We start from the raw sequence: 22,288 nt of genomic DNA on the forward strand, positions 1-22,288 counted from the left end.
AACACATTGGTAGTAGCTAACAGAGGAGTCGGGATGACCGAGTTGACCGGCAAGGCCGCCCTGGTGACCGGAGCGTCGCGCGGAATCGGGCAGGCGATCGCGATCCGCCTCGCGGCGAGGGGAGCCGTGGTCGTCGTGCACTACGGCACGGACAAGGACGGCGCGGCGGCGACGGTCGACCAGATCGAAGGGTCCGGCGGAACGGCGTTCGCAGTACGGGCGGAGCTTGGCGGGGACGATGATGTGGAGACGCTCTTCGCCGGAGTCGAGGCGGTCCTGGCCGGGCGGCCGCTCGATATCGTGGTCAACAATGCGGCAGCCGCGCCGGCCGGTCCGATCGGTAGCACGACGCGGGCGGAGTTCGATCACCTCTTCGCGGTGAACGTGCGGGCGCCGTACTTCATCATCCAGCGCGCCCTCTCGCTGCTGCCCGACGGCGGGCGCATCATCGCGCTCTCGTCGGTGGCCACCCGGATGGCGAACCCCGCCCAGACCTCCTTCGCGATGACCAAGGGGGCGATCGAGACGATGACCCTGACCCTGGCGAATCAGCTCGGGGTTCGGGGGATCACGGTGAACGCGGTCGCGCCCGGTGCCACTCGCTCGGCCACCAACGGAGCCAGCTTCGAGGCACCGGGCCTGGTCGCCCAGATCACCGCCGGGACAGCCCTCGACCGTCTCGGCGAACCAGGTGATGTCGCCGACGTCGTCGCCTTCCTCGCCTCCGAGGAGGCGCGCTGGATCACCGGTCAGATCATCGACGCCAGTGGGGGCTTGTTTCTAGGGCCCCGTTAGCTCCAAGGGATGTGGACGGTCACCCGTTCCCGGAGTTGTTCGCTCAGCAGCCAGAGTTCGTTGGTGGCCGGCCAGTACGACAGGTTCTCGGTGTTCTTCGGGGCCTTGGTCCAGACCGCGGTCGAGACACCGCCGGTACCGCGGTGCAGGCAACTCGGGTAGTCGACCCCGTCGCCGATGTTGTCCGCGTACTCCGGGCAGACGCCGGCCACCACGAACTTTCCGCCGTACGACACAGCGCCTTGCATTCCCCACACGGGTGAGTTGAAGGCCTCGATCGCCTGCACCACTCCGCCGGCGTTCAAGGGCGGTAGGCCGGTCGTCTTGTCGACCGGCCAGCGGACGATCCGGCCGCCGCCACGGGTGGTGTGCTCGGCAGCGACGAACGATCCGCTCCCGGAGTGGTCGAGGGCGAGACTCGCGAAGCAGGGTTTGACGCCGGTGGTGTTGGCACAGCCGCCACCGGCGTACCAGTAGGCGCCGGTCTGAGGGAGGGCGAAGGCGTGCCACAGGGCGTGATACTTGCCGTCGGCCCCTAATCCGACCTCGCCGGTGCTGGTGTCGGTCCGCCAGATGTGCCGCAGGTCGAAGGTTCGCAGTACCGATCCTCCGGTGGCCACGACGAGGGTGTTGCCCGACCAGTACAGGCCGTGGCCGTGCCCGGCGATGGCAGCGAAGTTGCCGGTCCCCGTCGGCTCGACCAGCAGCACGTGCCGGTACTTGTTCGTGCTCAGGTCCACGAACGACACCCGGATCGCGCTGTCGTCGGCGTTGTGCCAGGTCGCGGCCACCACCCTTCGAGCCCCGCCGGCGGGCTGGGCATCGCCCGAGCCGGTCACTCCCTGCGGGATCCAGACGTTCAGGTCGTCGTCCTCACCGTCCTGCCAGCAGAACCCCTGCGGGTTGAGCGATGCCGTCAGGTACGTCGGATGGCACAGGTTGCGCCCGGTCCGGTTGGCAGCCGCCAGTACTTCGGTGACGCCGACCGGCGCGAGCCCTGGTTTCTGTTCGAGCGCCGCGATCCGGGCGCCGTACGTCGCGAAGGTGTCACCCGCGACGAGTTGCATCCCGGTCGCGTCGATGCGCGGAAACGAAGCGGCGGCCCCAGCCTGGACCGGCGCGGTGCAGACGGCGGTCACCACCGCGATGGTCAACAACCAGCGTCTGATCCTCATCTCTCGATGGTTGTGCACCAGCACGCCGTTGGCCACGAGGACAACGAGCCGTTGACATCAACCAGACCGCGCAGGACGGTGGGGGAACCGCGGCCCAGGGGAGGGGCCGCCTCGTTGGGGGAAAGAGTCATGGCGCAAACCCGTAAGACCGCTACGAAGAAAGCCCGGAAGTCCACCACCACCCGCAAAGCAGCCGCGGCCGCAGTCGTCCCGCTGCCGCAGTTCCTGCAGACAGCGGGGTCACTCACGCTGGGCCAGCGCAAACTGCTCGTCGACCAGGCCCTGTTACTGCTCGAGCAGAACTACGTCCACCTGCAGCTCAAGATGGCGATGCATGCCGTCAATCCCTTGCAGCGCTTGCGGGTGATGCGCGCGAGGATGGAACGCCAGAACGCCGAGACGATGGAGGCCGAGTGGATCTTCCACCGGCGGATGTCGAGCATCTTCCACTCGGTCCGGGACCTGCACACCAACTATCTGCTGCCCGCGCCGTTCGCCGGCAAGATCGCGTTCCTGCCGTTCATGATCGAGAAGTGCTTCGACTCGACCGGTGAGCACTACCTCGTCACCCGGACCGTCACCGGCTACACCGCTCCGCAGTTCGGCCCCGGCGCCGAGGTGACGCATTGGAACGGTACGCCGATCGCCCGCGCCGTCGCGCTGAACGGAGCCCAGTTCGCCGGGAGCAACGAAGCGGCGAACCTGGCGCGCGGACTCGAGTCGCTGACCCTGCGCCCACTGGTGATCCAGTCGCCCCCGGACGAGGACTGGGTGACCTTGAGCTACCTCGGCCTCGACGGTTCCGCCCAGGAGTTGCGCGAGCAGTGGAAGGTGACCACGAACCTGCCGCCGATGACTGACCTCGACGCGCTCACGCCGGCCGCCGCACTGATGGGTCTTGACCTGGACTCCGACGAGAAGAGCCGAGCCAAGAAGGCGCTCTACGTGCGTGAGGTCGTCGACCTCGAACAAGGCCAGAGCTCTGCCCAGCTGGCGCAGCCGCAGGCCGTCGGCGGCGCCGACCTCCCGACGACGATGCCCGGTGTCTTCCGCGCTCGCGAGGTGACCACGGCACACGGCACCTTCGGGCATCTGCGCATGTTCACGTTCAGCGTCACCGACCCGGTCGCCTTCCGCGACGAGTTCGTCCGGCTCGCCGCGGCCCTGCCGCAGAACGGCCTGATCATCGACGTCCGCGACAACGGCGGCGGACACATCTACGCCAGCGAGTTCACCCTGCAGACGCTGACGCCGCGGCGCATCGCCCCCGAGCCGGTGCAGTTCATCAGTACGCCGCTCAACCTGCGGATCTGCCGAAGGCACAAGGACAACCCGGCCGGGATCGACCTCGGGCCCTGGTTCGAGTCGCTCGACCTGGCCACCGAGACGGGTGCGGCGTACTCCGCGGCGAAGCCGATCACGCCCGAGGACGGCGCGAACGCGATCGGCCAGACGTACTACGGACCGGTCGTGCTGATCACCGACGCCCGGGTCTACTCGGCCACGGACATCTTCGCCGCCGGATTCGCCGACCACCAGATCGGCAAGATCCTCGGTGTCGACGACAACACCGGAGCGGGTGGCGCGAACGTCTGGACCCATGGCCTGCTCGCCACCCTGCTCAACGAGCCGCAGCCGCCGGACCCGACCTCGCCGTACGAAGCCTTGCCGAACGGCGCGAACATGCGCGTCTCGATCCGCCGGACCCTGCGCGTCGGCGAGCTGTCCGGTACGCCGGTCGAGGACCTCGGCGTCAGGCCCGATTCGACTCATCAGCTGACCCGCCGGGACCTGCTCGAAGGCAACGTCGATCTCCTCGACGCGGCCGGAGCCCTGCTCGCGGCGATGCCGAACCGGCGACTCGACGTCTCCACCTCACTGACCGGTACGAAGCTGACGGCCGTCCTGGACACGGCCGGTCTTGACCGGGTCGACCTGTACCTCGACGACCGGCCGATCAGTTCCGAAGACCTGACCGGACGCCGCTCAGCATCGACATCCTCGACGTGACCGCCGGCCAGCTCCTCCGAGCCGACGGCTTCGACGCCGGTGACCTGGTCGCCTCCCGAAGGGTGACTGTCTGACACCTCCTCACCGCTCCCGGCCACCGATGCGGCCGGGATCACAGCGGAAAACGAATGACCGTTCTTGATTTCTGCCCGGTTCCAGGCGCAGGCTGAAATCTCGAAGAACGAGCGTTCGGTTTCCGGGGAGGGCGAATGGCGCAGGTAACTCTCAGCCGACCACTGGAGCACCTGCCGGCCATGTCGCCGCCCGACCAGCGGGCCCGACGGAAACGGATCTTCCGCGAGCTCGCTCTGCTCGCTGTGCTTTTCGGCGCGTACAACCTCGGCCGGCTGATCTCGGCGCAGCATGCGGGAGCCGCCTTCGGGAACGCCGATGCGCTGAGACATCTTCAGGCGTTGCTCGGTCTGCCGAGCGAGGCTCAGGTCCAGAACCTCGCCTTGCAGATTCCGGGTCTCGCCGAGGCCGCCAACCGGTACTACGCGAGCGTGCACTTCCCGCTCACTGCGATCGTGCTCGGATGGCTGCTGATCCGCCGCCCCGCGGAGTACTCGAGGGCGCGCTGGGCCCTGGCGTCGCTGACCGGGCTGGCATTGATCGGGCATCTGGTCTTCCCGCTCGCGCCGCCGCGGATGTTTCCGCAGTACGGGTGGATCGATACGGCTCAGCTGCTCGGCCAGTCGGTCTACAGCGCCGATGCCGAGAGTGGGCTGGCGAACCAGTTCGCGGCGATGCCGAGTCTGCATGTCGGCTGGGCGTTCATGGTCGCTGTGTTCCTGATTCGCACCACCAGCTCCCGCTGGCGATGGTTGTGGATCGCCCATCCGGTCCTGACATTCGCGGTGGTGGTCGTGACGGCCAACCACTACTGGCTCGATGGGCTGATCGCGATCGGGCTGGCGATCCCGCTGGTCCTGGTGTTCGACAGCCGGCGGGTGCGCCGGGACAGCACACCCGCCGGTGCCGATCAGGTGTCGACCGGAGGCGGAGCGGTGGTGGCGAGTTCCTCGTCCGCGCGAACCAGGTAGGGCTCGCGCTCGAGGACCAGCCGGGCCGCGGCCGCGCCGATGTCGAAGTACAGGCCGACCAGTTCGAGCCGACCGGCCTCCTCGGCCTTGCGAACGCAGGCGAAACTGCGCAGGTTCTCCAGTTGCACGGCCACGTTGGTGACGGACAACTTGTCGGCCGGTGACAGTTTGATGCCGGTCACCGGATCGATGATGTCGGGCAGCGCATCGGCCCGGCGTACCGACAGTTCCAGGTGCTTCAACCAGGTCTGCAGTGCTGTTCCGTCCTGAGCGGACGACTCCAGCGCGGCGGCTGCCGCACCACAGTGCGAATGACCGCAGACCACGATCGACGCGACGCCCAGCACTTCGACGGCGTACTCGACCGCCGCGTCCACGGAACTGCTGTTCGACCCGTACGGCGGAACGAGGTTGCCCACGTTGCGCACGCAGAACTGGTCGCCCGGGCCGGTCGCGGTGATCATGTTGGGCACGATCCGCGAATCGGCGCAGGTGATGAACAACTGCGTCGGTTTCTGGCCGTTCGCGGCCAGCTGCGCCATCATCGGCCGGATCGGATCGGCCGACGCCTCGAACTTGCGGATCCCGTCCAGCATCGCGGCGCGCTGGTCGAGCTCCGGCACCACCTGGTGGTGCTGCCAGGGAACGATCCGGCGGCCCGCACCGCCGTGCAGGGCGGCGCGGAACGCCGCGCGGTTCAGCTCGACCGAGCCGCCCCGCGCGATGTGCCCACGCCGCCAGTCCTCGATCGCCTCGTACGCCGCGTGGTCCAGGTGGTTGACCTGGAGATCCACCCGGACCGGGGCGCCGGCCGGGATCGTGCGCAGGGTCCGGACCAGTGACGCCACCCCGAGGAAGACCAGCGTGCCGCGGATCCGGACGATCCAGGTGCCGTTCTCCTCGGTCGCCGTGACTGTTGCCCTGGACAACCGATACAGCACCCGGGCGAGCGCCAGGGCGAGGCCGGCCAGCACTCCCTCGGCCAGCCCGAGGACCGCGACGCCCGCCGCGGTGACGACGTACACGAGAAGTTCGTCATGGCGTTTGAGCGTGCGGATGTGGGCCAGTTGAACCAGCCGTAAACCGGTGACCAGCAGGACGCCGGCCAGTGCGGACATCGGGATCAGTTCGAGCATCGCGCCCGCGGCGAGCACGAAGACCGCGATCCAGACGCCGTGCAGGATCGCCGAGGCCCGGCTGCGGGCACCGGCGGCGACGTTGGTGGAACTGCGCACGATCACACCGGTGACGGGCATCCCGCCGAGCGCACCGGAGATCGCGTTCGCCGCGCCCTGGCCGACCAGTTCGCGATCGAGGTTGCTGCGTTTGCCGCGGTGAAGCTTGTCCACGGCAACGGCTGACAGCAACGACTCCACGCTGGCGACGAGCGCGACGGTGAGCACCGCGGTCGCCAGTTCCAGTGGGCCGCCGGCCGGCAGAGTGGGAGGAATGAGCTCCTTCAGTGGTTCGGCGGGCAGGTCGACGCGGGTGACGTCGGCCAGGAAGACCGCGGCGATGGCGGTGACGCTCACCACTGCGACCAGCGGTGCCGGAACGATGCTGACCTTGGGCAACCGGGGCCAGACGAGCAGGATCACCACGGTCAGAACTCCGACCAGGACCGAGCCCGGATGGTGGGCGACCAACTGTGCGGGAAGCTTTGCCAGGTTGGCGATCAGGGAACTTTGAGCACTCCCGCCGAGCACCACGTGCAGCTGCTGGACGGCGATGGTGACGCCGATCCCGGCCAGCATGCCGTGCACCACGGCGGGGGAGAGAGACAGCGCGAGCCTGCCGATGCGGGTGACGCCGAGCAGGATCTGCAGAAGGCCGGCGGCGCAGGTGATACCTGCGGTGGCGGCCCAGCCGTACTGCGTGGCCAGACCGGCCACGACCACCGTGAGACCGGCGGCGGGGCCGCTGACCTGCAAGGTGGAGCCGCCGAGCGCGCCGGCGACGATGCCGCCGACGACGGCGGCGACGAGCCCGGCGATCAGCGGGGCTCCGGATGCGGCCGCAATCCCCAGTGACAAAGGGATTGCGATCAGGAAGACGACCAGTGAAGCCGGTGCGTCATGGCGAAGGACCGACCTCCACGAGCTGCGGTCGTGCGCAGCCTCGGACGAAGGCGGTGAATGATTGGGTGAGATGCTCGGCACGGGTCCCTCCGGCGTTGGGTGCTGACAGCAACAGAACGTCGAAACAAAGAGTGTCGATCTGGTTACTGATAGTACCGGCTGGATCAAGGCCCGACGACCAGTAATTCCAATTCGTTGCCAACGGCGACCAATTACTGCAGGAGGCGAACAGGTGGATCTGCAACTGTCCGGGAGGACCGCGGTCGTGACCGGGGCGAGCAAGGGGATCGGACTGGCCTGTGTCGAGGCGTTGCTGTGGGAGGGGGCGAAGGTGGTCGGAATCTCCCGCGATCCCGGCAATCTGGCCGCTGCCCAGCAGGAGCTGGCGGCCAAGGGGCTGAGGTTCGACGTCGAGGCGATCGACCTGACCGACCCCGAGGCGACGGGTGCGGCGTTCGAGCGCATCGGCGTACCGGATGTGCTGATCAACTGCGCGGGCGCGGCCCGGCGTACGCCGGCGGACGAGTTGGACAGCAAGGCGTTGCATGCGGCGATGGAAGCGAAGTACTTCACCTACATGCATGCGACCGAGGCGGTCGTCCGCGGGATGGCCGAGCGCGGCAGCGGCGCGATCGTCAACGTGGTCGGGCAGGGCGGCCGGGCGGCGAACCCGCTGCACATCGGCGGTGGCGCGGCCAACGCGGCCCTCATGCTCGCCTCCGTCGGCTACGCGAAGGCGTACGCCGATCGCGGCGTCCGGGTGAACGTGATCAATCCCGGGCTGACCCGCACCGGCCGCGTCGACGAGGGACTCGAAGCCGCGGTCCGGGCATCCGGCCGGCCCAAGGAAGAGTTGCTCACCGAGATGGTCGCCAGCATCCCGATCGGCCGCGCCGCCGAACCCGCCGAGATCGCCAACGTCGCCACCTTCCTGGCCTCACCGCTGGCCAGCTACGTCACCGGCGCCATCATCACCATGGACGGCGGCGTCACCTCCGCCATCTGAGGCGCGGCGTCGACCGGACGAGGTGTCGCGCCCCTGCTGGTGACGCGAAGTCACGGAGGTGTTCAGGTTCGCCCGCCAGTCGTAGAGGGCCTGCAGGAGCTGCACGCGGAGTTGCTCACCTAATGACGCTGCCAGAGCCTTCAGGACCGGTGAGTTTGCCTTCCAGAAGGCTTGTAGCTGGTCGCGGGCTTGGGCTGGGTCGACCTGCCCGCGACCGGCCTGCAGCAGGACCTGCCGCAGGCGCTCAACGTCAGCGGTCGTCTGTTCGACGGGGTGATCGGGAGTCGGGCCGCCGTCCGGACCGGTCACGCCGGCGGCACCGCCGGTCGTGCCGCGCCCCCGCCGCCGAGTCCCTCGAGCAGCCGGATCAGTGCGTCGATCAGGTTCTGCAACAGATCGCCGAGGACGCTGCCGAGATCGACGCCGTCGAGGAGCCCGGCGATGGCGCACAGGAGGTTGCCGAGCAGATTGCCCGGGCCCGGGATGGCGGTGATGTCCAGAACAACCTCGTTCAGGTGAACGTGCAACCCCAGCAGGTTCAGGTCCAGGGGGCCGAGTTCGAGGTGGAGGATCGGACAGGGAGTGGGTTCGGGGGGAGGAGTGGTCATCAGGGGTCTCACGCTTCCGCCGGCAGGGCCGAGTAGGTCGGGTGCCCTGGGGCGGAGGGGCCTTCTGTTCAGCCTGTGACCGGCACTGGCTCCGCGCAAGGCCTGGCCATCGCTAACCCTGCGTGAGTGGCTGTGACGCAACTGTCACGGAACTGAAATCAACCTTGGAGGGTGCTCGGGAGTCTCTTCACACGAAGGGCTTCAGGACCTGTGTGAGGCGGGTCGGCCCGACAGGGGAGGGATCACATCATCACTGTTCCGAAGAAGTTCGGTCGTACGGCGGTGGCCGTGACCGGTGCCGCGACGCTGGTCGTGCTGGCGGCGGGGGCCGCCGGCGCAGCGTCGCCCACGACGCGAGCGGCCGCCGAGCCGCAACTCAAACTTGTTGCTGCAAGCAACGAAGTGACGCTGGACCGCTACCCGGACGGTGGCGGCGTCGTGCTCGACCTAGGCACCCACATGGTGGCCGGCAAGAGCCCGGTCGAGGTGCGGGCGACCCGCAAGTCGTACAAGGACCCGATCGTCGCCACGCAACTGGTCAACGGCAAGCCGAAGGCGCTGCCGGCCGGTGCGGTGACGGACTTCGGCGGCTTGGCCAAGTTCCTGCACCTGACCATCACCGATGCCAAGGGGAAGAAGGTCTACGACAAGGACCGCACGTTCTGTCTCAACGGTGAGGGTTCGCGGACCCGGCCGGACGCGCCGGCCACCTCGCCGTACCCGGAGGGCTGCGGGGGCAACCCGTTCACCCTCGGTGCGGTCTGGGGCCTACAGGCCGGCTGGTCGTCGAACACCACGGGGTACTACGACAGCGAGACGGTGGACCTGCCGGTGGGCAAGTACACCGCGAAGGTGACCGTCAACAAGGCCTACCGGGACTACTTCAAGATCGGTGCCTACGACTCGGCCGCGACCGTGAAGGTGACGGTCAAGGAGGCCGAGGACTGCCACGGTGGCGGTCATACCGAAGGCTGCAAGCAGGCTTTCGCCGCGGCCAAGGTGAAGCACCTGACCAAGGCCGGAGTCGCGCCGAAGGCGGCCAAGTCCGCCCTTCCGACCGCCCTCAAGCCGAAGGCCCAGCGGCCGACCGGACGGGTGGCCGTGCCGAAGGGGCCGAAGCCGGACCTGCGGTCGGTGCCGGCCTGGGGCATCCAGATCGGGCCGGGCGAGCAGGGTACGCCGGAGGCGAACCGCGACTACCTGGCCTTCTCGGCGACCGTGTGGAACGCGGGCCCGTCGCCGCTCGTCCTGGACGGGTTCCGGCAGAAGGGCAAGGACCTGATGGACGCGTACCAGTACTTCTACGACGCGAACGGCAAGGAGATCGGGCACCAGAACACCGGCACGCTCGAGTGGGACCCGCGCGAAGGCCACACCCACTGGCACTTCACCGACTTCGCCCGCTACAGCCTGCTGAACGCGAAGCAGACCGAGGTCGTCCGCAGCCAGAAGGAAGCGTTCTGCCTGGCGGCCACCGACGCGATCGACTACACGGTCAAGAACGCGAACTGGAAGCCGTCCAACACCGACCTGCACACCGCGTGCGGCAGCCAGAGCTCGCTGTCGGTGCGTGAGGTGCTGGACGTCGGATCGGGTGACACCTACGCGCAGTTCCGGCCGGGTCAGTCCTTCGACGTGACGAACCTGCCGAACGGTGAGTACTTCATCGAGGTCAAGGCGAACCCGGAGAACCGGTTGGTCGAGGCCAGCACCAGCAACAACGTCGCCCTCCGCAAGGTGATCCTGGGCGGCACGCTGCACCACCGCACGGTCAAGGTGCCGCCGGTCGGTCTGATCGACGCTCCCTGACCGGATGCCCTGATCTGCTGCTCTGACCTGATGCTCTGACTCAAGCCCGCCGGCGGCCCTTCCTGGGGGAGGGCCGCCGGTCTCATCCGCCGGCCTCGTCCGCTCCTCCGGCCAGCTGCTTTGGTCAGACGCGGGCGAGCCGGGTCTCCAGCTGTTTCTTGACCGCCGGCCATTCGGTATCGATGATCGAGAAGATCGCCGAGTCGCGCAACCGGCCCTGCTCCCCGGGCGCCCAGGACCGCGACCAGTTCCGCAGTACGCCCTCGAACGTGGCTCCGGTCTTCTCGATCGCGGCCCGGCTCCGGCTGTTGCGCGCGTCCGTCTTCAGGTCGACCCGCGCCACCTCCCACGTCTCGAACGCGTGCCGGAACAGCAGGTACTTCGCTTCGGCGTTGATGCCGGTGCCCTGGGCAAACGAGGCCAGCCAGGTGAAGCCGATCTCGATCGCGGACAGCTTGTCGTCGCCCGTCCACTTCCTGGGATCCCAGTAGGAGGTCGAGCCGACCGCGCGCCCCGACTCCTGCGAGATCTGCGCGTACGGCGCCAGCACGCCTGCCGCGGCCCGCCCGAGTTGGGCGTCGATGTAGTCGCCGACCTCCTCGGCCCTCGGCACCCAGGTCATGTTGTACGAGTCGCGGTTCGCCTCGGCGGCGACGGCCAGATCGGCCGCGTGCTGATGACCCAGCGGCTCCAGCCTGACCAGCGATCCTTCGAGCAACGGCCCGTGCAGTTCGAAACCCATGCGCCGATGATTTCACCGGCGACGCATGATGGTGAGGACAATATCGCTCGGCGGACGCGGTCGCCGGAATCGACAGGAGCAGGACGATGACGCAGGAACGCCGGATCGAGGTCGAGGTTCCGCTGGAAGCGAGCCCGGAGCAGGTGTGGGACGCGATCGCGACGGAGGCCGGCCTGACCGCGTGGTTCGCGCCGATGGATCCGTCACCCGACGAGAACGGGCAGCTCGCGGACGGTGAGCTCTTGCGCTGGGAGCCGGGCAGCGGGTTCGCAGTACGGGGTGCGGCGGGCGTCTTCGAGTATCTGATCGAGCCGCAGGACGACGGGTCGACGGTACTGCGGTTCGCCCAGGCCGGGTTCACCGGCGACGACTGGGAGGCGGAGTACGAGGCAACTGCGCGGGGCTGGGACTTCTACTTCCACACGATGCAGCTCTACCTGTCGGGCTTCAACTCCCAGCCCGCCACCTATGTGGTTGCTGAGGGCCCCGCGTGGTCGGGCACCGTGGAGGCCTGGCAGAAACTGCGCGAAGCCATCGGCGGAGCGGTCGGTGACAAGGTCGAGCTGGACGTCTACGGGCTCGGCACGATCCTCGGCGAGGTCGACTACGACGGCCCGAGCCATCTCGGCATCCAGACCGAGAACTCGTTGCTGCGCTTCCACGACCGCAGCCTGCTCGGCATGCCCGTTGCCCTCGGCCACCATTACTACGGGCCCGGCCACGACGCCGAGCGCCTGGAGGACGCCTGGCAGTCGTGGCTGACCGAGTTCTACCTCACCCAGTGAGGCACTCAGCGATGCTTCAAAGGCCGTTTCCTGGTACGCCGCGGGTGCGGGCGATCGCCGCTGCGCTGGTGGTGCCGTCTCGCGATGGTGATGGGCCGCTCGATCCGCGGCGCCGCCGGCCGCTCGACCCGTACTTCGGTCTGTGCCAGCCCGAGTCGCGGTGGCTGCAACCACGGTGAGCGCTGCGCCCGCCGGACGACGATCACCCGGAACCGGCCGTCCCGGGCGAGCTTGATGCCGATGGCAACCGTCGCGACGGCCGGGACCAGGCCGGCCAGCAACAGCGCAGTACGGGCGCCCCAGTGCTCGGCGATCCAGCCGGCGGTCGGACCGCCGATCGCGCCGCCGCCGACGAAGACCAGGCTGTAGATCCCGGCGACCCGGCCGCGGAGCCCGTCGGGGGTGATCAGCTGGACCATCGACTGGGCAGCGGTGAGGAACATCAGCGTGGCCATGCCGAGTCCGCAGAGCAACGGCAGGAAGGTCCACAGCGACGGCTGGATCGCCGCCACCATCTCGGTCACCGCGAGAATCGAGGCGATCCCGACGAGGTTGCGCAGCCTGGTCGGCCGGACCCGCCGCGCAGACAGCAGCGCACCGGTCAACGCGCCGGCGGCAACGACGGAGTTCAGTACGCCGTACCCGGTGGCTCCGGTGTGGAAGACGCGGTCGGCGAACGCGGTGAGCGTGACGGGCAGACTGATCGTGAACATGCCGTAGATGCCGACCAGGGCGATCGCCCAGCGGACGGCCGGCTCGTCGAACGCGTACCGCACGCCGTCGCGCAGACCGTCACGCATCCGCATCCCGGCGCTGGCCCGGCGCGCGGCCTGCAGCCCGGGCATCTCGTGTTCACGCATCATCAGCAGCGCGGAGATCGACCCGAAGAACGTGATCGCGTTGAGCGCGAAGGCCCAGCCGGCGCCGATCGTGCCGAGCAGAACGCCACCGAGCGCCGGGCCGATCAGGCTGCCGAGCTGGAACGTCGACGAGACCATGCTGATCGCGTTCCGCAGCCGCTCCTTGCCGACGAGTTCGTTGACGAAGGACTGCCGGGTGGGGTTGTCGACGGCGACCGCGATGCCGAGGAACAAGGCCAGCGCGTAGACCTGCCAGACCTGGACCGAACCGGTGAAAGCGAGGACGGCGAGCACGGCGGCCGCCGCGCCCATCGCGGACTGGGTGACCAGCAGGACCTTGCGCTTGGGGAAACGGTCGGCGATGACACCGCCGTACAGGCCGAGCAGGAGGGTGGGCAGGAACTGCAGGGCGGTGGTGATGCCGACCGCGGTGGCACTGCCGGTAAGCGTCAGGACCAGCCAGTCCTGGGCGATGCGCTGGACCCAGCCGCCGGTCGAGCTGACGAAGAGGCCGCTGACCAGGAGGCGGAAGTTGCGCACCTGCAGGGCGCTGAAGGTGTCCCGGAAGCCAGGCCTCCGCCGGCTGTCGTCAGGACGGGTGGTCGAGGTGCGATGGGTGTGGAAGTCGGGGACGGGGTGGACAGAACCGGTGGCCCGGGTGGTCAAGAGTCATCCCTAGGAAGGTGGACTTTTTGGGTGGACTTTGGCAGGGGAGGTCCCTTCCATCCTCAGGGCTGGACACTGGATTCCGACAGCGAATTACTCCTATTAGTCTTATTGCGTCCCGCAATGATGACGGCAGTGGAGGAGCGACGGTGGCCTATGACCCGGACCAGTTACGCACGTTTCTGGCGGTCGCGCAGTCGCTCAGCTTCACCCAGGCGGCCGAACGTCTGGGCATCAGGCAACCAACGGTCAGCCAACATGTCCGCAAACTCGAGACGGCGGTCGGCCGGCCGCTGTTCGTGCGCGACACGCGGACGGTGACGCTCACTGCCGACGGTGAGGCGATGGCTGGTTTCGCCCGGACGATCCTTGCTGCGCACGAGGAAGCGGCCGGGTACTTCACTGGTTCGGAGCTGCGCGGGCGGTTGCGGTTCGGGGTCACCGACGATCTCGCGCTGACGCCGTTGCCGCGGATCCTGCGCGACTTCCGGCAGTTGTACCCGCGCATCGACCTCGAACTGACCGTTGCGCAGAGCCCCAATCTGCTCCGCCGGGTCGAGTCGGGTCACCTCGACCTCGCCTACGTGAAGCACAGCCTCGGCGGCGGCTACGAACCCAACGGCCGCGTCGTCCGCCGGGACCCGCTGGTGTGGGCGGGCATTGCGGGCACCCGGATCGCCCCGGACGGACCGGTCCCACTGGTCGCCTACCAGGCGCCGAGCATCAGCCGCTCACTCGGCGTCCAAACCCTCGAGCAAGCGGGCCGCTCGTGCCGCATCACCTGCATAGTCCGAGGCGTCAACGGTGTCCTCGCCGCCGTCCGCGCCGGCCTGGGCATCGCCATCTTCGCCCGCTCCCTGATGCCCGCCGACCTGGTAGAACCCCCACCCAGCGCCGGCCTCCCCGAACTCCCCGCCATCGACCTGGTCCTCATCACCAACCCCCGAGCCGCCAAAGAACCAGCCGAAGCCCTAACAGCAGCCATCCTCGGCACCACCGCCCCCCTCAAACCAGCTGAGTAGACACAGGAGGCCCTTCGGCCCACTTCGCAGTACCGCTCGGAGCCAGCCGCCCCCAGCCGTGGACAACGGATTGCTGGTAGCGCACCACCCACCGCAGGCGAGCGCTCCGAGCCACTCCGCAGTAAGCGGCGGAGCCAGCCGGCCTCAGCCGGGAGCGACGGATTGCTGGTGGTCGCCGCGTAGTACTTAGTGGGTTAGAGCATCCCCTCGGAGGACCAAGGTGGTGATACTGACCGCGGCGACTGCGATGGTGATCAGGAAGGGGGCGTTCTTCCAGAGGACGATGATGGTCAGCAGGGCGGCGACCAGAATGAGGGTTAGCCAGCCGACGGCGCCGATTGGGCCGGGTGGGGCTACTACCAGCAGGGTGGTTGCGGCGGCGAGGGGGAGCGGAGCGGCGTACTGGGCTAGGCGGCCGAGTCGCTGGGGCCAGCCTTGTACTCCGGTGGCCAGGTCGTCCGCGAGGTCCGGTACTACGTTCGCCAGGTGCGCGCCGACTCCCAGCAGTGCGGTGGCGGCTGATGCCCACCAAGGCGCCCAGTCGCCGGACGTGCCGAGCGTGACGAACGACGGGAGCAGGCCGAAGGCAACGGCGTAGGGGAGCCAGGAGATCCGGGTCGACTTGAGACCGAGGTTGTAGCCCCACGCGGCCGCCACGCCGACCAGGTGCGCCAGCCCGGCGAGCACTCCGCTGGCCAGTGAGAGCGGTACGCACGCGACCGCCATCGCGCTCGCGCCGATCCACAACGTTCTGCGACTCACCAGTCCCAGGACGATTGGTTTGTCGTTTCGGTGGACACTGGTGTCGCGGGTGGCGTCTATCGCGTCATTGCTCCAGCCGATCGAGAGGTGGCCGGTGAGGATTGCTGCTGCGACCAACAGACATCCGGCGGGGCTGCGGCCCGCCGACCACGCGACCACCGTCACCAGCGTGGTGACGGCAACGGTCGGCCCTGGATGGCTCGCCATCGCGAGTCCGCGGACGACTCTCAACCGGGTCACCGACCCAACGATGCCACGATGACGCGGATCGCCGCGGTCCAGACGGCGTTGCCGCCGCACCGCTATCCGCAGCAGGACCTGACCGACGCCTTCGCCGACATCTGCCTGCCCGACGGCAAAGGCCTCGCCCTGCTTCGCCGGCTGCACGCGAACGCGGGCGTGTCTCACCGGCACCTGGCGATGCCGCTGGAGCGGTACGCCGTACTGAAGGACTTTGGCGAAGCCAACGACGAGTGGATCTCGGTCGCGGTCGACCTGGGCGCGGAGGCGGTGTCCGGCGCGCTGCAGGCGGCGGGGCTGACCGTGGATGACGTCGATGTCCTGATGTTCACCACCGTGACAGGCGTGGCCGCGCCGTCGATCGACGCGCGGGTCGCCGTACGGCTGGGGTTGCGCGAGGACGTCAAGCGGATGCCGCTGTTCGGGCTGGGGTGCGTCGGAGGAGCGGCCGGGATCGCGCGCTTGCACGACTACCTCAAGGGCTGGCCGACGCACGTCGCGGTGCTGCTGTCGGTCGAGTTGTGCTCGCTGACTCTGCAACGCGACGACTCCTCGCTGCCGAACCTGGTCGGCGGTGCGCTGTTCGGCGACGGAGCGGCCGCGGTGGTGCTGACAGGTTCCGCGCATTGCGCTGCCGCCGGGCCTTCGGTGGTGGCGACGCGATCGCGGCTCTATCCCGACTCCGAGCGAGTGATGGGGTGGGACGTCGGTTCGGGCGGCTTCCGGATCGTGCTCGGCGCCGACGTACCGGAGGTGGTTCGGAAGTACCTGGGCGGTGACGTCACCGCGTTCCTGGCGGAGTACGGGCTGACCGTTCCGGAGATCGGGACCTGGGTGAGTCATCCGGGCGGGCCGAAGGTGCTCGAGGCGGTCGCGGAGACACTCGACCTGCGTCCGGGCGCGCTCGACCTGACCTGGAAATCACTCGACGCGGTCGGAAATCTGTCGTCGTCCTCGGTCCTGCACGTGCTCGGTGACACCCTCCGCCTGGATCCTTCGGGGATGGGCGTGTTGCTCGCAATGGGCCCAGGCTTCTGTTCCGAGCTGGTACTCCTGGAGTGGTGATGGACTCGTCGTTGTGGTGGTACGTCGTCCTCGTGCTGGCCGTCGGGCTCGAACGGGTGGCCGAACTGGCCGTCTCGCTGTGCAACGCGAAGTGGAGTTTCGAGCGGGGCGGGGTGGAGTCCGGCAAGGGGCACTACCCGTTCATGGTGTTGCTGCACACCGGGTTCCTCGCCGGTTGCCTGGTCGAGGCGATCGTGGCGGACCGGCCGTTCATCCCGGCGCTCGGCTGGTCGATGTTCGCCGTGGTGCTGCTGGCGCAGGGGTTGCGCTGGTGGTGCATCGGGGTGCTCGGGCATCAGTGGAACACCCGCGTGATCGTCGTACCGGGGCTGAAGTTGGTTGCTGCAGGCCCCTATCAGTGGATCCGGCATCCGAATTATGTCGCCGTCGTCGCGGAGGGGATCGCGTTGCCGCTGGTGCACACGGCGTGGGTGACGGCGGCCGTGTTCCTGCTGCTGAACATTCCCTTGCTGGCGGTCCGGATCCGCACCGAGGAAGCGGCGCTGGATTCCGCGCTGACGAAGTGATCGACCTCCTTGTCGCCGGTGCAGGGCCGGCCGGTGCGGCCACTGCGATTCGAGCCGCGCTCGCCGGTCTGTCGGTGGTGGTCGTCGAGCCGCGTTCGTCGCCGATCGACAAGGCTTGTGGCGAGGGGATCGCCTGGAGCGCGACGGAGTATTTGGGGCGCCTCGGGGTGCGCCTGGAGGGGCGGCCGTTCTACGGCATCCGCTACCTCGACGCCGACCATGCCGTCGACGCCCGCTTCCGCGCCGGCCCAGGACTAGGAGTACGCCGTACTACGCTCCAGCGCGCCCTCGCGGACCGCCTCGCCGAACTCGACATCCCAGTCATCCCAACCCGAGTCGAAGCCATCACCCAAACCCTCAACTCGGTAACCGCCGCCGGCATCACAGCCCACTACCTAGCCGCCGCCGACGGCCTCCACTCCCCAATCCGCCGCCAACTATCTCTAGGAGTGGCTGGTAGTGAGGAGCCTCGGCGGGGTCTCCGGCAGCACTTTCTTGTGCGGCCGTGGTGTGACCTGGTCGAGGTCTACTGGTCAGCTCTTGGCGAGGCCTACGTGACGCCGGTGGCTGACGACCTCGTCGGTGTCGCGATCCTCACCTCCGCCCGCGGCTCCTTCGACTCTCACCTCGACGCCTTCCCCGCTCTCAAGCGCCGACTCGCAGGAGCCACCCCAGCAACACCTGTACTAGGCGCCGGCCCGCTCCGCCAACGCGTCCGCGGTCGCGTCGCCGGTCGGGTGATGTTGGTGGGCGACGCAGCCGGCTACGTCGACGCGCTGACCGGTGAAGGCATCGCCGTCGCGCTGCGCACCTCGGCCGAGCTGGTCCGCTGCGTGCAGGCCGACCGCCCAGCGGAGTACGAGGCAGCTTGGCGCCGGGTCTCCTGGGAATGCCGGTTCCTCACCGGTTCGTTGCTCTGGGCCCGCAACAGATCGTTGCTCGCTCCCCGCATCGTCCCGGCGGCAGCCCGGCTGCCCGGGGTTTTCGGGGCCATCGTCAACCAACTGACCTAGAAAACACGCGTGGGCCCGGCGATCGCTCAGACAATCGCCGGGCCCAGCACGGCGGCCGAGCATCCTGGTGAAATGCTCGCCCGGGGTCGCTCCGGCCTCCTGGTGAAAGGCCGGAACGGGTGCTCCAGCCTCCTGGTGAAAGGCTGGAACGATCTGGCCCCAGCCTCCTGGTGAAAGGCTGGGACAAGCTCTCGGTGTTTCTGAGTTAAAGATTGCCAGCCGGATGTTGCCCATCCGTTGCCGGAATATGAAGCCTTGTTACCTGAGCCTGTGGCCTATGTCTCAGTGCTCGGTCCGCACGGCCGCGATCTGCAATTGCAGCGCCAGCCTTTCGCGCGGGCTCGACAGGTCCAGCTTGGCGATCTCGCCGATCCGTTTCATCCGGTGCCGCAAGGTATTCGTGTGCAGATGCAGCTGTTTCGCCGCCTGTTGCGGTTGACCTGGATAGTTCAGCCAGGCCTGCAAGGTGTCGACGAACGCGGTGTCGTGCTCGATGTCGTGCCGCAACAAGATCGCCAGCGGCCCGTCCAGCTTGGTGGTGTCGAGCGAAGTGACCGCCCGGTGAACAGTGAGTACGTGCCACGCCTGCTCCACCCGCAACGCCGGGCCGGGCGCGAGTCCACGGCGTACCAGGCCCAGCAGTTCGACCGCCTCGGCCCGGGAGCTCGGGAGGTCCGCTGCGCCACGTGCAGGCCCGCCGGCGGCGGCCGTAGTACCGGGGAAGTCTTTGGCCAGGTCAGTGACGAGTTTGCGCAGCCAGCGCCAGGAGCCTGGGCCGTCGCCGTCGGAGACGACCGCTAGGACGGTGCCGTCGAGGTCGGCCAGTTGCGGCTCGCTCCAGCCGTGACGGCGACCAGTGGACTCCCACAGATCCAGCTCCTGGGGTACGTCGTACCCGGCGGGCGAGCCGAGGGCTACCACCCGCCACGGCGGCGGTGGGAGCCGTACGTCGAGTGGAGTGTCTGGGGAGAACTGCCGGAGCACAGTACGCAGCCTGTCGATGGCACTGCGCCTGGCGACATCTGCCTGGGCCCGTAGCCGCAGCAGGTGCAGTGCAAGCACGGATGCCGCGTTGCTGAGCTCAGTAGTCACCTCTGCACTCACCGGCCCATCCACTACCGCCCAGATGGACCCCAGCCACTCACCACCAGCCCGCACCGGTACTACGAGACGCGGGCGGATCCCATTAGGCCCGTCGGGCACCAGGAACGGTTCACTCGACCGGGCCAGCCGCCGGAAGATTCCCCGGGCCCGGAAGTGTGCGATGACCTCAGCAGGCACCCGCCGGCCGACAATCGTCGACACCCGGGTCGGGTCGGTATCACTCACGTCATGGAGGCTCGAGTAGGCCAGGACTCGGGATTGGTTGTCCTCGATGGTCACTGGCGCATCGACAATGGCTGCGGCGGCATCGGCCAGTGCGAAGAGCTCCTGGTGTACTCCGGCGTCGCCTGCCGCGGGGGAGTCGGGTGCAGCCGCTCTGTCGATCACGCCACGCAGCAGCCAGACCACGTGCGCCCAGGTGACTGTCGGCTGTAGTGCGACCAGCGTGAGCCGGCACTTCTCGGCCTCGGCCACCACGACGGGGTCCTGAGCCAGTGTGGTGCGCAGGATGAGACCAGAGGCGTTGCCGACGGCACAGCGCCCTAGTAGCTCCACCGCTTCTTCCGGGCTTCCCAGGCCGAAGCCCAGCACCAGGTCACCGGGCTGCCCGGTCGCTGACTCCTGCGGATCCGCCAGGAAGATGTCCCGCACCTCGCCGTCGCCCTGGCCCGCCACGACGATCTCGAACAGGGCAGGTCCGACGGCAACGACCAGGTCAGGCACGGTGATCATGAGGTTATTGTGCTCTTGCCACTGTCATTTGGCCCAGCTGTGGTGTGATCGCACCATGACAGCGGATTCGGAGCGACGCACCATCGATACATGGTCGCTTCCGTGCAAGGCACTCACATCGTCCCCGACCGGGTCGCCGTCGTCGGCGCCGGCATGGTCGGCCTCGCCACCGCCTGGTTCCTCCAGGAGGCCGGGATCGAGGTCACCGTGCTGGATCGCGAAGGCGTCGCCGCGGGTGCCTCGTGGGGCAACGCGGGCTGGTTGACCCCCGGCCTGGCGACCCCGCTGCCGGAACCGGCCGTCCTCAAGTACGGCGTCCGCGCCGTGCTCAGCCCGTCGTCGCCGGTCTACGTGCCGCCGACCGCGAACCCGCGACTCATCTCGTTCATGACCCGCTTCGCCCGCAACAGCACCGCGGGTCGCTGGAAGACGGCGATGGAGGCGCTGGTACCGATCAACCGGCAGGCGCTGAACGGGTTCGACGCGCTGGCCAAGGCGGGTGTCGAGGCCGAGACGTACGAAGCCAAGTCGTTCCTGGCGGCGTACCGGACGGAGGCCGAGCGCGCGGTCCTGCTCGAGGAGATCGAGCACATCCACGCGGCCGGCCAGGGCATCGAGTTCGAGGCCATCACCGGTGACGACGCCCGCGAGATCGAGCCGTCGCTGTCCGACGAGATCGGTGCCGCCATCCGGCTGCACGGCCAGCGCTTCATCAACCCGGGCGAGTACGTGAACATGCTGGCCGACTCGGTCCGCGCTCGCGGCGGTTCCATTGTCACCGGCGTGACCGTGAAGCACATCGCGGACGAGATCCGCGGCGTCCGGATCGTCACCGACGAGGGCGAGAGCACGCCGTACGACGCTGTCGTGATGGCGACTGGGGCGTGGCTGGGCGACTTGGCTCGGCAGTTCGGCGTACGGACTGTTGTGCAGGCCGGCCGCGGCTACAGCTTCAGTGTGCCGATCGCCCACGTACCGGCCGGGCCTGTGTACTTCCCGGCCCAACGCATCGCCTGTACGCCGCTGGGCGACCGGCTGCGCGTCGCCGGGATGATGGAGTTCCGCAAGCCCGACGCGAAGCTCGACCCGCGCCGGATCGACGCGATCGTGGCGGCAGCCCGGCCGCTGCTGCGCGACGCCGACCTGGACGCCCGCACCTTCGAGTGGGTCGGCCCCCGGCCCTGTACTCCGGACGGCCTGCCGCTGATCGGCGCCACCGCGTCACCCCGCGTCTTCGCCGCCGGCGGTCACGGCATGTGGGGCATCACCCTCGGCCCGATCACCGGCCAGCTCCTGGCCGAAACCATCACCACCGGCCGCACCCCGGCCGAACTGGCCCCCTTCAACCCACTTCGCTGACTCTCACCGACTCCCTGACCAAGGGCCTTGCTGCAGCTGGGCTCCCACCGACCATCCACCGATCTCCCGTCGCGGCCGAGCGTGCCACAGCCGCCTCACCGCGACGGGACCAGGCGGCCTCCACCCTGCTGGAGACCACCGGCCGGCCCCGCAACTCTCCCGGGGCTCCGGCAGCACCACCCCCGGGCCCGCGACTCCACGGCCCCCGGGCGCACTCCGGGACCCGCCTCACCACGGACCCCGGCACCACGGGATCGCATCACCACCGATCCCACCACCACCCGGCCTCCCCAGAGACCGGCAGCACCACCCGGGCTCGGTGGCTCGACCCGGCAGCACAACCCGGCCTCACCGTGAGACCGGCAGCCCCACCCGGCCTCACCCGAGCCCGGCAGCACGACCCGGGCTCCGTGACCCCACGGCCTCCGGCAGCCCACCCGGCCTCACCCGAGACCGGCAGCCCCACCCGGGATCCGTGACCCCACGGACTCCGGCAGCCTCACCGGGTTCGATCGCTCGACCCGGCAGCACCACCCAGCGACCTCCCGCCCTGCCGGGAGCTCGCAACACCACCGGCTCCCAGCACCAGCGGGAGCCACCGCACCGGCTCCCAGCCTGACCGGGAGCCACACCACCACCGGCTCCCAGCACCAGCGGGAGCCACCGCACCGGCTCCCAGCCTGACCGGAAGCCACAGCACCACGGCTCCCCAGCACCAACGGGAGCCACCGCAGTACCGGCTCCCAGCCTCACCGGGAGCCTCAGCACCACCGGCGACCTCCCGCCCCCTGTCGGGAAGCCGCCGCCTCCGGCGGCCCGCAGTACCAAACGGACCGCCAGCACCACCCGGCAGGCCTGCGGCACCTAGCGGACTTGCCAGCAACACG

At 68.8% G+C, this 22,288-nt stretch carries 18 protein-coding genes; 11 read left to right on the forward strand and 7 right to left on the reverse strand.

From position 1 onward, the window contains the following. Positions 1-33: 33 nt before the first annotated feature. On the forward strand, positions 34-795 hold the full coding sequence (locus AB0F51_RS21325) for an SDR family oxidoreductase (protein WP_360282414.1): 762 nt from the start codon (positions 34-36) through the stop codon (positions 793-795). On the opposite strand, the gene AB0F51_RS21330 is transcribed toward AB0F51_RS21325, so the two are convergent. Further along, on the reverse strand, positions 792-1,970 hold the full coding sequence (locus AB0F51_RS21330; protein WP_360282416.1) for a hypothetical protein: 1,179 nt from the start codon (positions 1,968-1,970) through the stop codon (positions 792-794). The two genes, AB0F51_RS21325 and AB0F51_RS21330, sit on opposite strands and share 4 nt — an antisense overlap. Positions 1,971-2,099: 129 nt before the next feature. Here AB0F51_RS21330 and AB0F51_RS21335 point away from each other — a divergent pair, with 129 nt between their 5' ends. Together AB0F51_RS21335 and AB0F51_RS21340 are read left to right on the forward strand one after the other, a co-directional pair. Further along, positions 2,100-3,980 carry a S41 family peptidase gene (locus AB0F51_RS21335; protein ID WP_360282418.1) on the forward strand — a complete coding sequence of 627 codons (1,881 nt, stop codon included), beginning with the start codon at positions 2,100-2,102 and terminating at the stop codon, positions 3,978-3,980. 209 nt (positions 3,981-4,189) lie between these two features. Next, positions 4,190-5,023, forward strand: coding sequence for a phosphatase PAP2 family protein (locus tag AB0F51_RS21340; protein ID WP_360282420.1), 834 nt, complete (start codon positions 4,190-4,192; stop codon positions 5,021-5,023). On the opposite strand, the gene AB0F51_RS21345 is transcribed toward AB0F51_RS21340, so the two are convergent. Further along, positions 4,963-7,182, reverse strand: a complete 2,220-nt coding sequence (locus AB0F51_RS21345) for a bifunctional SulP family inorganic anion transporter/carbonic anhydrase (protein WP_360282422.1) — start codon at positions 7,180-7,182, stop codon at positions 4,963-4,965. The genes AB0F51_RS21340 and AB0F51_RS21345 overlap by 61 nt on opposite strands. A 151-nt stretch (positions 7,183-7,333) precedes the next feature. On the opposite strand from AB0F51_RS21345, the gene AB0F51_RS21350 reads away from it, so the two are divergent. Next, complete coding sequence (locus tag AB0F51_RS21350; RefSeq protein ID WP_360282423.1) at positions 7,334-8,107, forward strand: SDR family oxidoreductase; 774 nt, start codon at positions 7,334-7,336, stop codon at positions 8,105-8,107. Positions 8,108-8,412: 305 nt separating this feature from the next. On the opposite strand, the gene AB0F51_RS21355 is transcribed toward AB0F51_RS21350, so the two are convergent. Then, positions 8,413-8,715 carry a hypothetical protein gene (locus AB0F51_RS21355; protein ID WP_360282425.1) on the reverse strand — a complete coding sequence of 101 codons (303 nt, stop codon included), beginning with the start codon at positions 8,713-8,715 and terminating at the stop codon, positions 8,413-8,415. Between the two features lie 288 nt (positions 8,716-9,003). On the opposite strand from AB0F51_RS21355, the gene AB0F51_RS21360 reads away from it, so the two are divergent. After that, on the forward strand, positions 9,004-10,524 hold the full coding sequence (locus AB0F51_RS21360; protein ID WP_360282427.1) for a lysyl oxidase family protein: 1,521 nt from the start codon (positions 9,004-9,006) through the stop codon (positions 10,522-10,524). Between the two features lie 124 nt (positions 10,525-10,648). Here AB0F51_RS21360 and AB0F51_RS21365 read toward each other — a convergent pair whose 3' ends face one another. Further along, positions 10,649-11,266, reverse strand: coding sequence for a GNAT family protein (locus tag AB0F51_RS21365; protein ID WP_360282429.1), 618 nt, complete (start codon positions 11,264-11,266; stop codon positions 10,649-10,651). An 86-nt stretch (positions 11,267-11,352) separates the two neighbouring features. Between AB0F51_RS21365 and AB0F51_RS21370 the strand changes: the two genes are divergently transcribed. Next, positions 11,353-12,051 (forward strand): SRPBCC domain-containing protein, encoded by a 699-nt coding sequence (locus tag AB0F51_RS21370; protein WP_360282431.1) that lies wholly within the window; start codon positions 11,353-11,355, stop codon positions 12,049-12,051. Between the two features lie 5 nt (positions 12,052-12,056). Here AB0F51_RS21370 and AB0F51_RS21375 read toward each other — a convergent pair whose 3' ends face one another. Beyond that, the gene (locus AB0F51_RS21375; RefSeq protein ID WP_360282433.1) at positions 12,057-13,577 is read right to left on the reverse strand and encodes an MFS transporter; all 1,521 of its coding nucleotides are present in this window, start codon (positions 13,575-13,577) and stop codon (positions 12,057-12,059) included. Between the two features lie 149 nt (positions 13,578-13,726). Between AB0F51_RS21375 and AB0F51_RS21380 the strand changes: the two genes are divergently transcribed. Beyond that, positions 13,727-14,599, forward strand: coding sequence for a LysR substrate-binding domain-containing protein (locus AB0F51_RS21380; RefSeq protein ID WP_360282435.1), 873 nt, complete (start codon positions 13,727-13,729; stop codon positions 14,597-14,599). 186 nt (positions 14,600-14,785) lie between these two features. On the opposite strand, the gene AB0F51_RS21385 is transcribed toward AB0F51_RS21380, so the two are convergent. Then, positions 14,786-15,601, reverse strand: coding sequence for a UbiA family prenyltransferase (locus AB0F51_RS21385; RefSeq protein WP_360282437.1), 816 nt, complete (start codon positions 15,599-15,601; stop codon positions 14,786-14,788). 18 nt (positions 15,602-15,619) lie between these two features. Between AB0F51_RS21385 and AB0F51_RS21390 the strand changes: the two genes are divergently transcribed. The 3 genes from AB0F51_RS21390 to AB0F51_RS21400 are packed head-to-tail and all read left to right on the forward strand — an operon-like array spanning position 15,620 to position 18,206. Next, the gene (locus tag AB0F51_RS21390) at positions 15,620-16,666 is read left to right on the forward strand and encodes a type III polyketide synthase (RefSeq protein ID WP_360282439.1); all 1,047 of its coding nucleotides are present in this window, start codon (positions 15,620-15,622) and stop codon (positions 16,664-16,666) included. Beyond that, positions 16,666-17,193 carry an isoprenylcysteine carboxyl methyltransferase family protein gene (locus AB0F51_RS21395; protein WP_360282441.1) on the forward strand — a complete coding sequence of 176 codons (528 nt, stop codon included), beginning with the start codon at positions 16,666-16,668 and terminating at the stop codon, positions 17,191-17,193. The genes AB0F51_RS21390 and AB0F51_RS21395 overlap by 1 nt, the downstream gene beginning before the upstream one ends. Continuing rightward, positions 17,190-18,206, forward strand: a complete 1,017-nt coding sequence (locus tag AB0F51_RS21400) for an FAD-dependent monooxygenase (protein WP_360282443.1) — start codon at positions 17,190-17,192, stop codon at positions 18,204-18,206. Before AB0F51_RS21395 ends, AB0F51_RS21400 begins: the two co-directional genes overlap by 4 nt. 282 nt (positions 18,207-18,488) lie before the next feature. Here AB0F51_RS21400 and AB0F51_RS21405 read toward each other — a convergent pair whose 3' ends face one another. Beyond that, positions 18,489-20,042, reverse strand: coding sequence for a helix-turn-helix domain-containing protein (locus AB0F51_RS21405; RefSeq protein ID WP_360282445.1), 1,554 nt, complete (start codon positions 20,040-20,042; stop codon positions 18,489-18,491). Positions 20,043-20,132: 90 nt separating this feature from the next. Here AB0F51_RS21405 and AB0F51_RS21410 point away from each other — a divergent pair, with 90 nt between their 5' ends. Then, positions 20,133-21,401: an FAD-dependent oxidoreductase gene (locus tag AB0F51_RS21410; RefSeq protein WP_360282447.1), complete on the forward strand. Its 1,269-nt coding sequence runs from the start codon at positions 20,133-20,135 to the stop codon at positions 21,399-21,401. Positions 21,402-22,288 lie beyond the last annotated feature (887 nt).

The organism is Kribbella sp. NPDC023855 (assembly GCF_040639475.1).
Lineage (GTDB): Bacteria > Actinomycetota > Actinomycetes > Propionibacteriales > Kribbellaceae > Kribbella.

Bases quoted from the DNA above. Each gene is read 5' to 3' on its own strand.
- AB0F51_RS21325 (WP_360282414.1), top strand. From the start codon at position 34: ATGACCGAGTTGACCGGCAAGGCCGCCCTGGTGACCGGAGCGTCGCGC.
- AB0F51_RS21330 (WP_360282416.1), bottom strand. From the start codon at position 1,970: ATGAGGATCAGACGCTGGTTGTTGACCATCGCGGTGGTGACCGCCGTC.
- AB0F51_RS21335 (WP_360282418.1), top strand. From the start codon at position 2,100: ATGGCGCAAACCCGTAAGACCGCTACGAAGAAAGCCCGGAAGTCCACC.
- AB0F51_RS21340 (WP_360282420.1), top strand. From the start codon at position 4,190: ATGGCGCAGGTAACTCTCAGCCGACCACTGGAGCACCTGCCGGCCATG.
- AB0F51_RS21355 (WP_360282425.1), bottom strand. From the start codon at position 8,715: ATGACCACTCCTCCCCCCGAACCCACTCCCTGTCCGATCCTCCACCTC.
- AB0F51_RS21365 (WP_360282429.1), bottom strand. From the start codon at position 11,266: ATGGGTTTCGAACTGCACGGGCCGTTGCTCGAAGGATCGCTGGTCAGG.
- AB0F51_RS21370 (WP_360282431.1), top strand. From the start codon at position 11,353: ATGACGCAGGAACGCCGGATCGAGGTCGAGGTTCCGCTGGAAGCGAGC.
- AB0F51_RS21390 (WP_360282439.1), top strand. From the start codon at position 15,620: ATGACGCGGATCGCCGCGGTCCAGACGGCGTTGCCGCCGCACCGCTAT.
- AB0F51_RS21395 (WP_360282441.1), top strand. From the start codon at position 16,666: ATGGACTCGTCGTTGTGGTGGTACGTCGTCCTCGTGCTGGCCGTCGGG.
- AB0F51_RS21405 (WP_360282445.1), bottom strand. From the start codon at position 20,042: ATGATCACCGTGCCTGACCTGGTCGTTGCCGTCGGACCTGCCCTGTTC.
- AB0F51_RS21410 (WP_360282447.1), top strand. From the start codon at position 20,133: ATGGTCGCTTCCGTGCAAGGCACTCACATCGTCCCCGACCGGGTCGCC.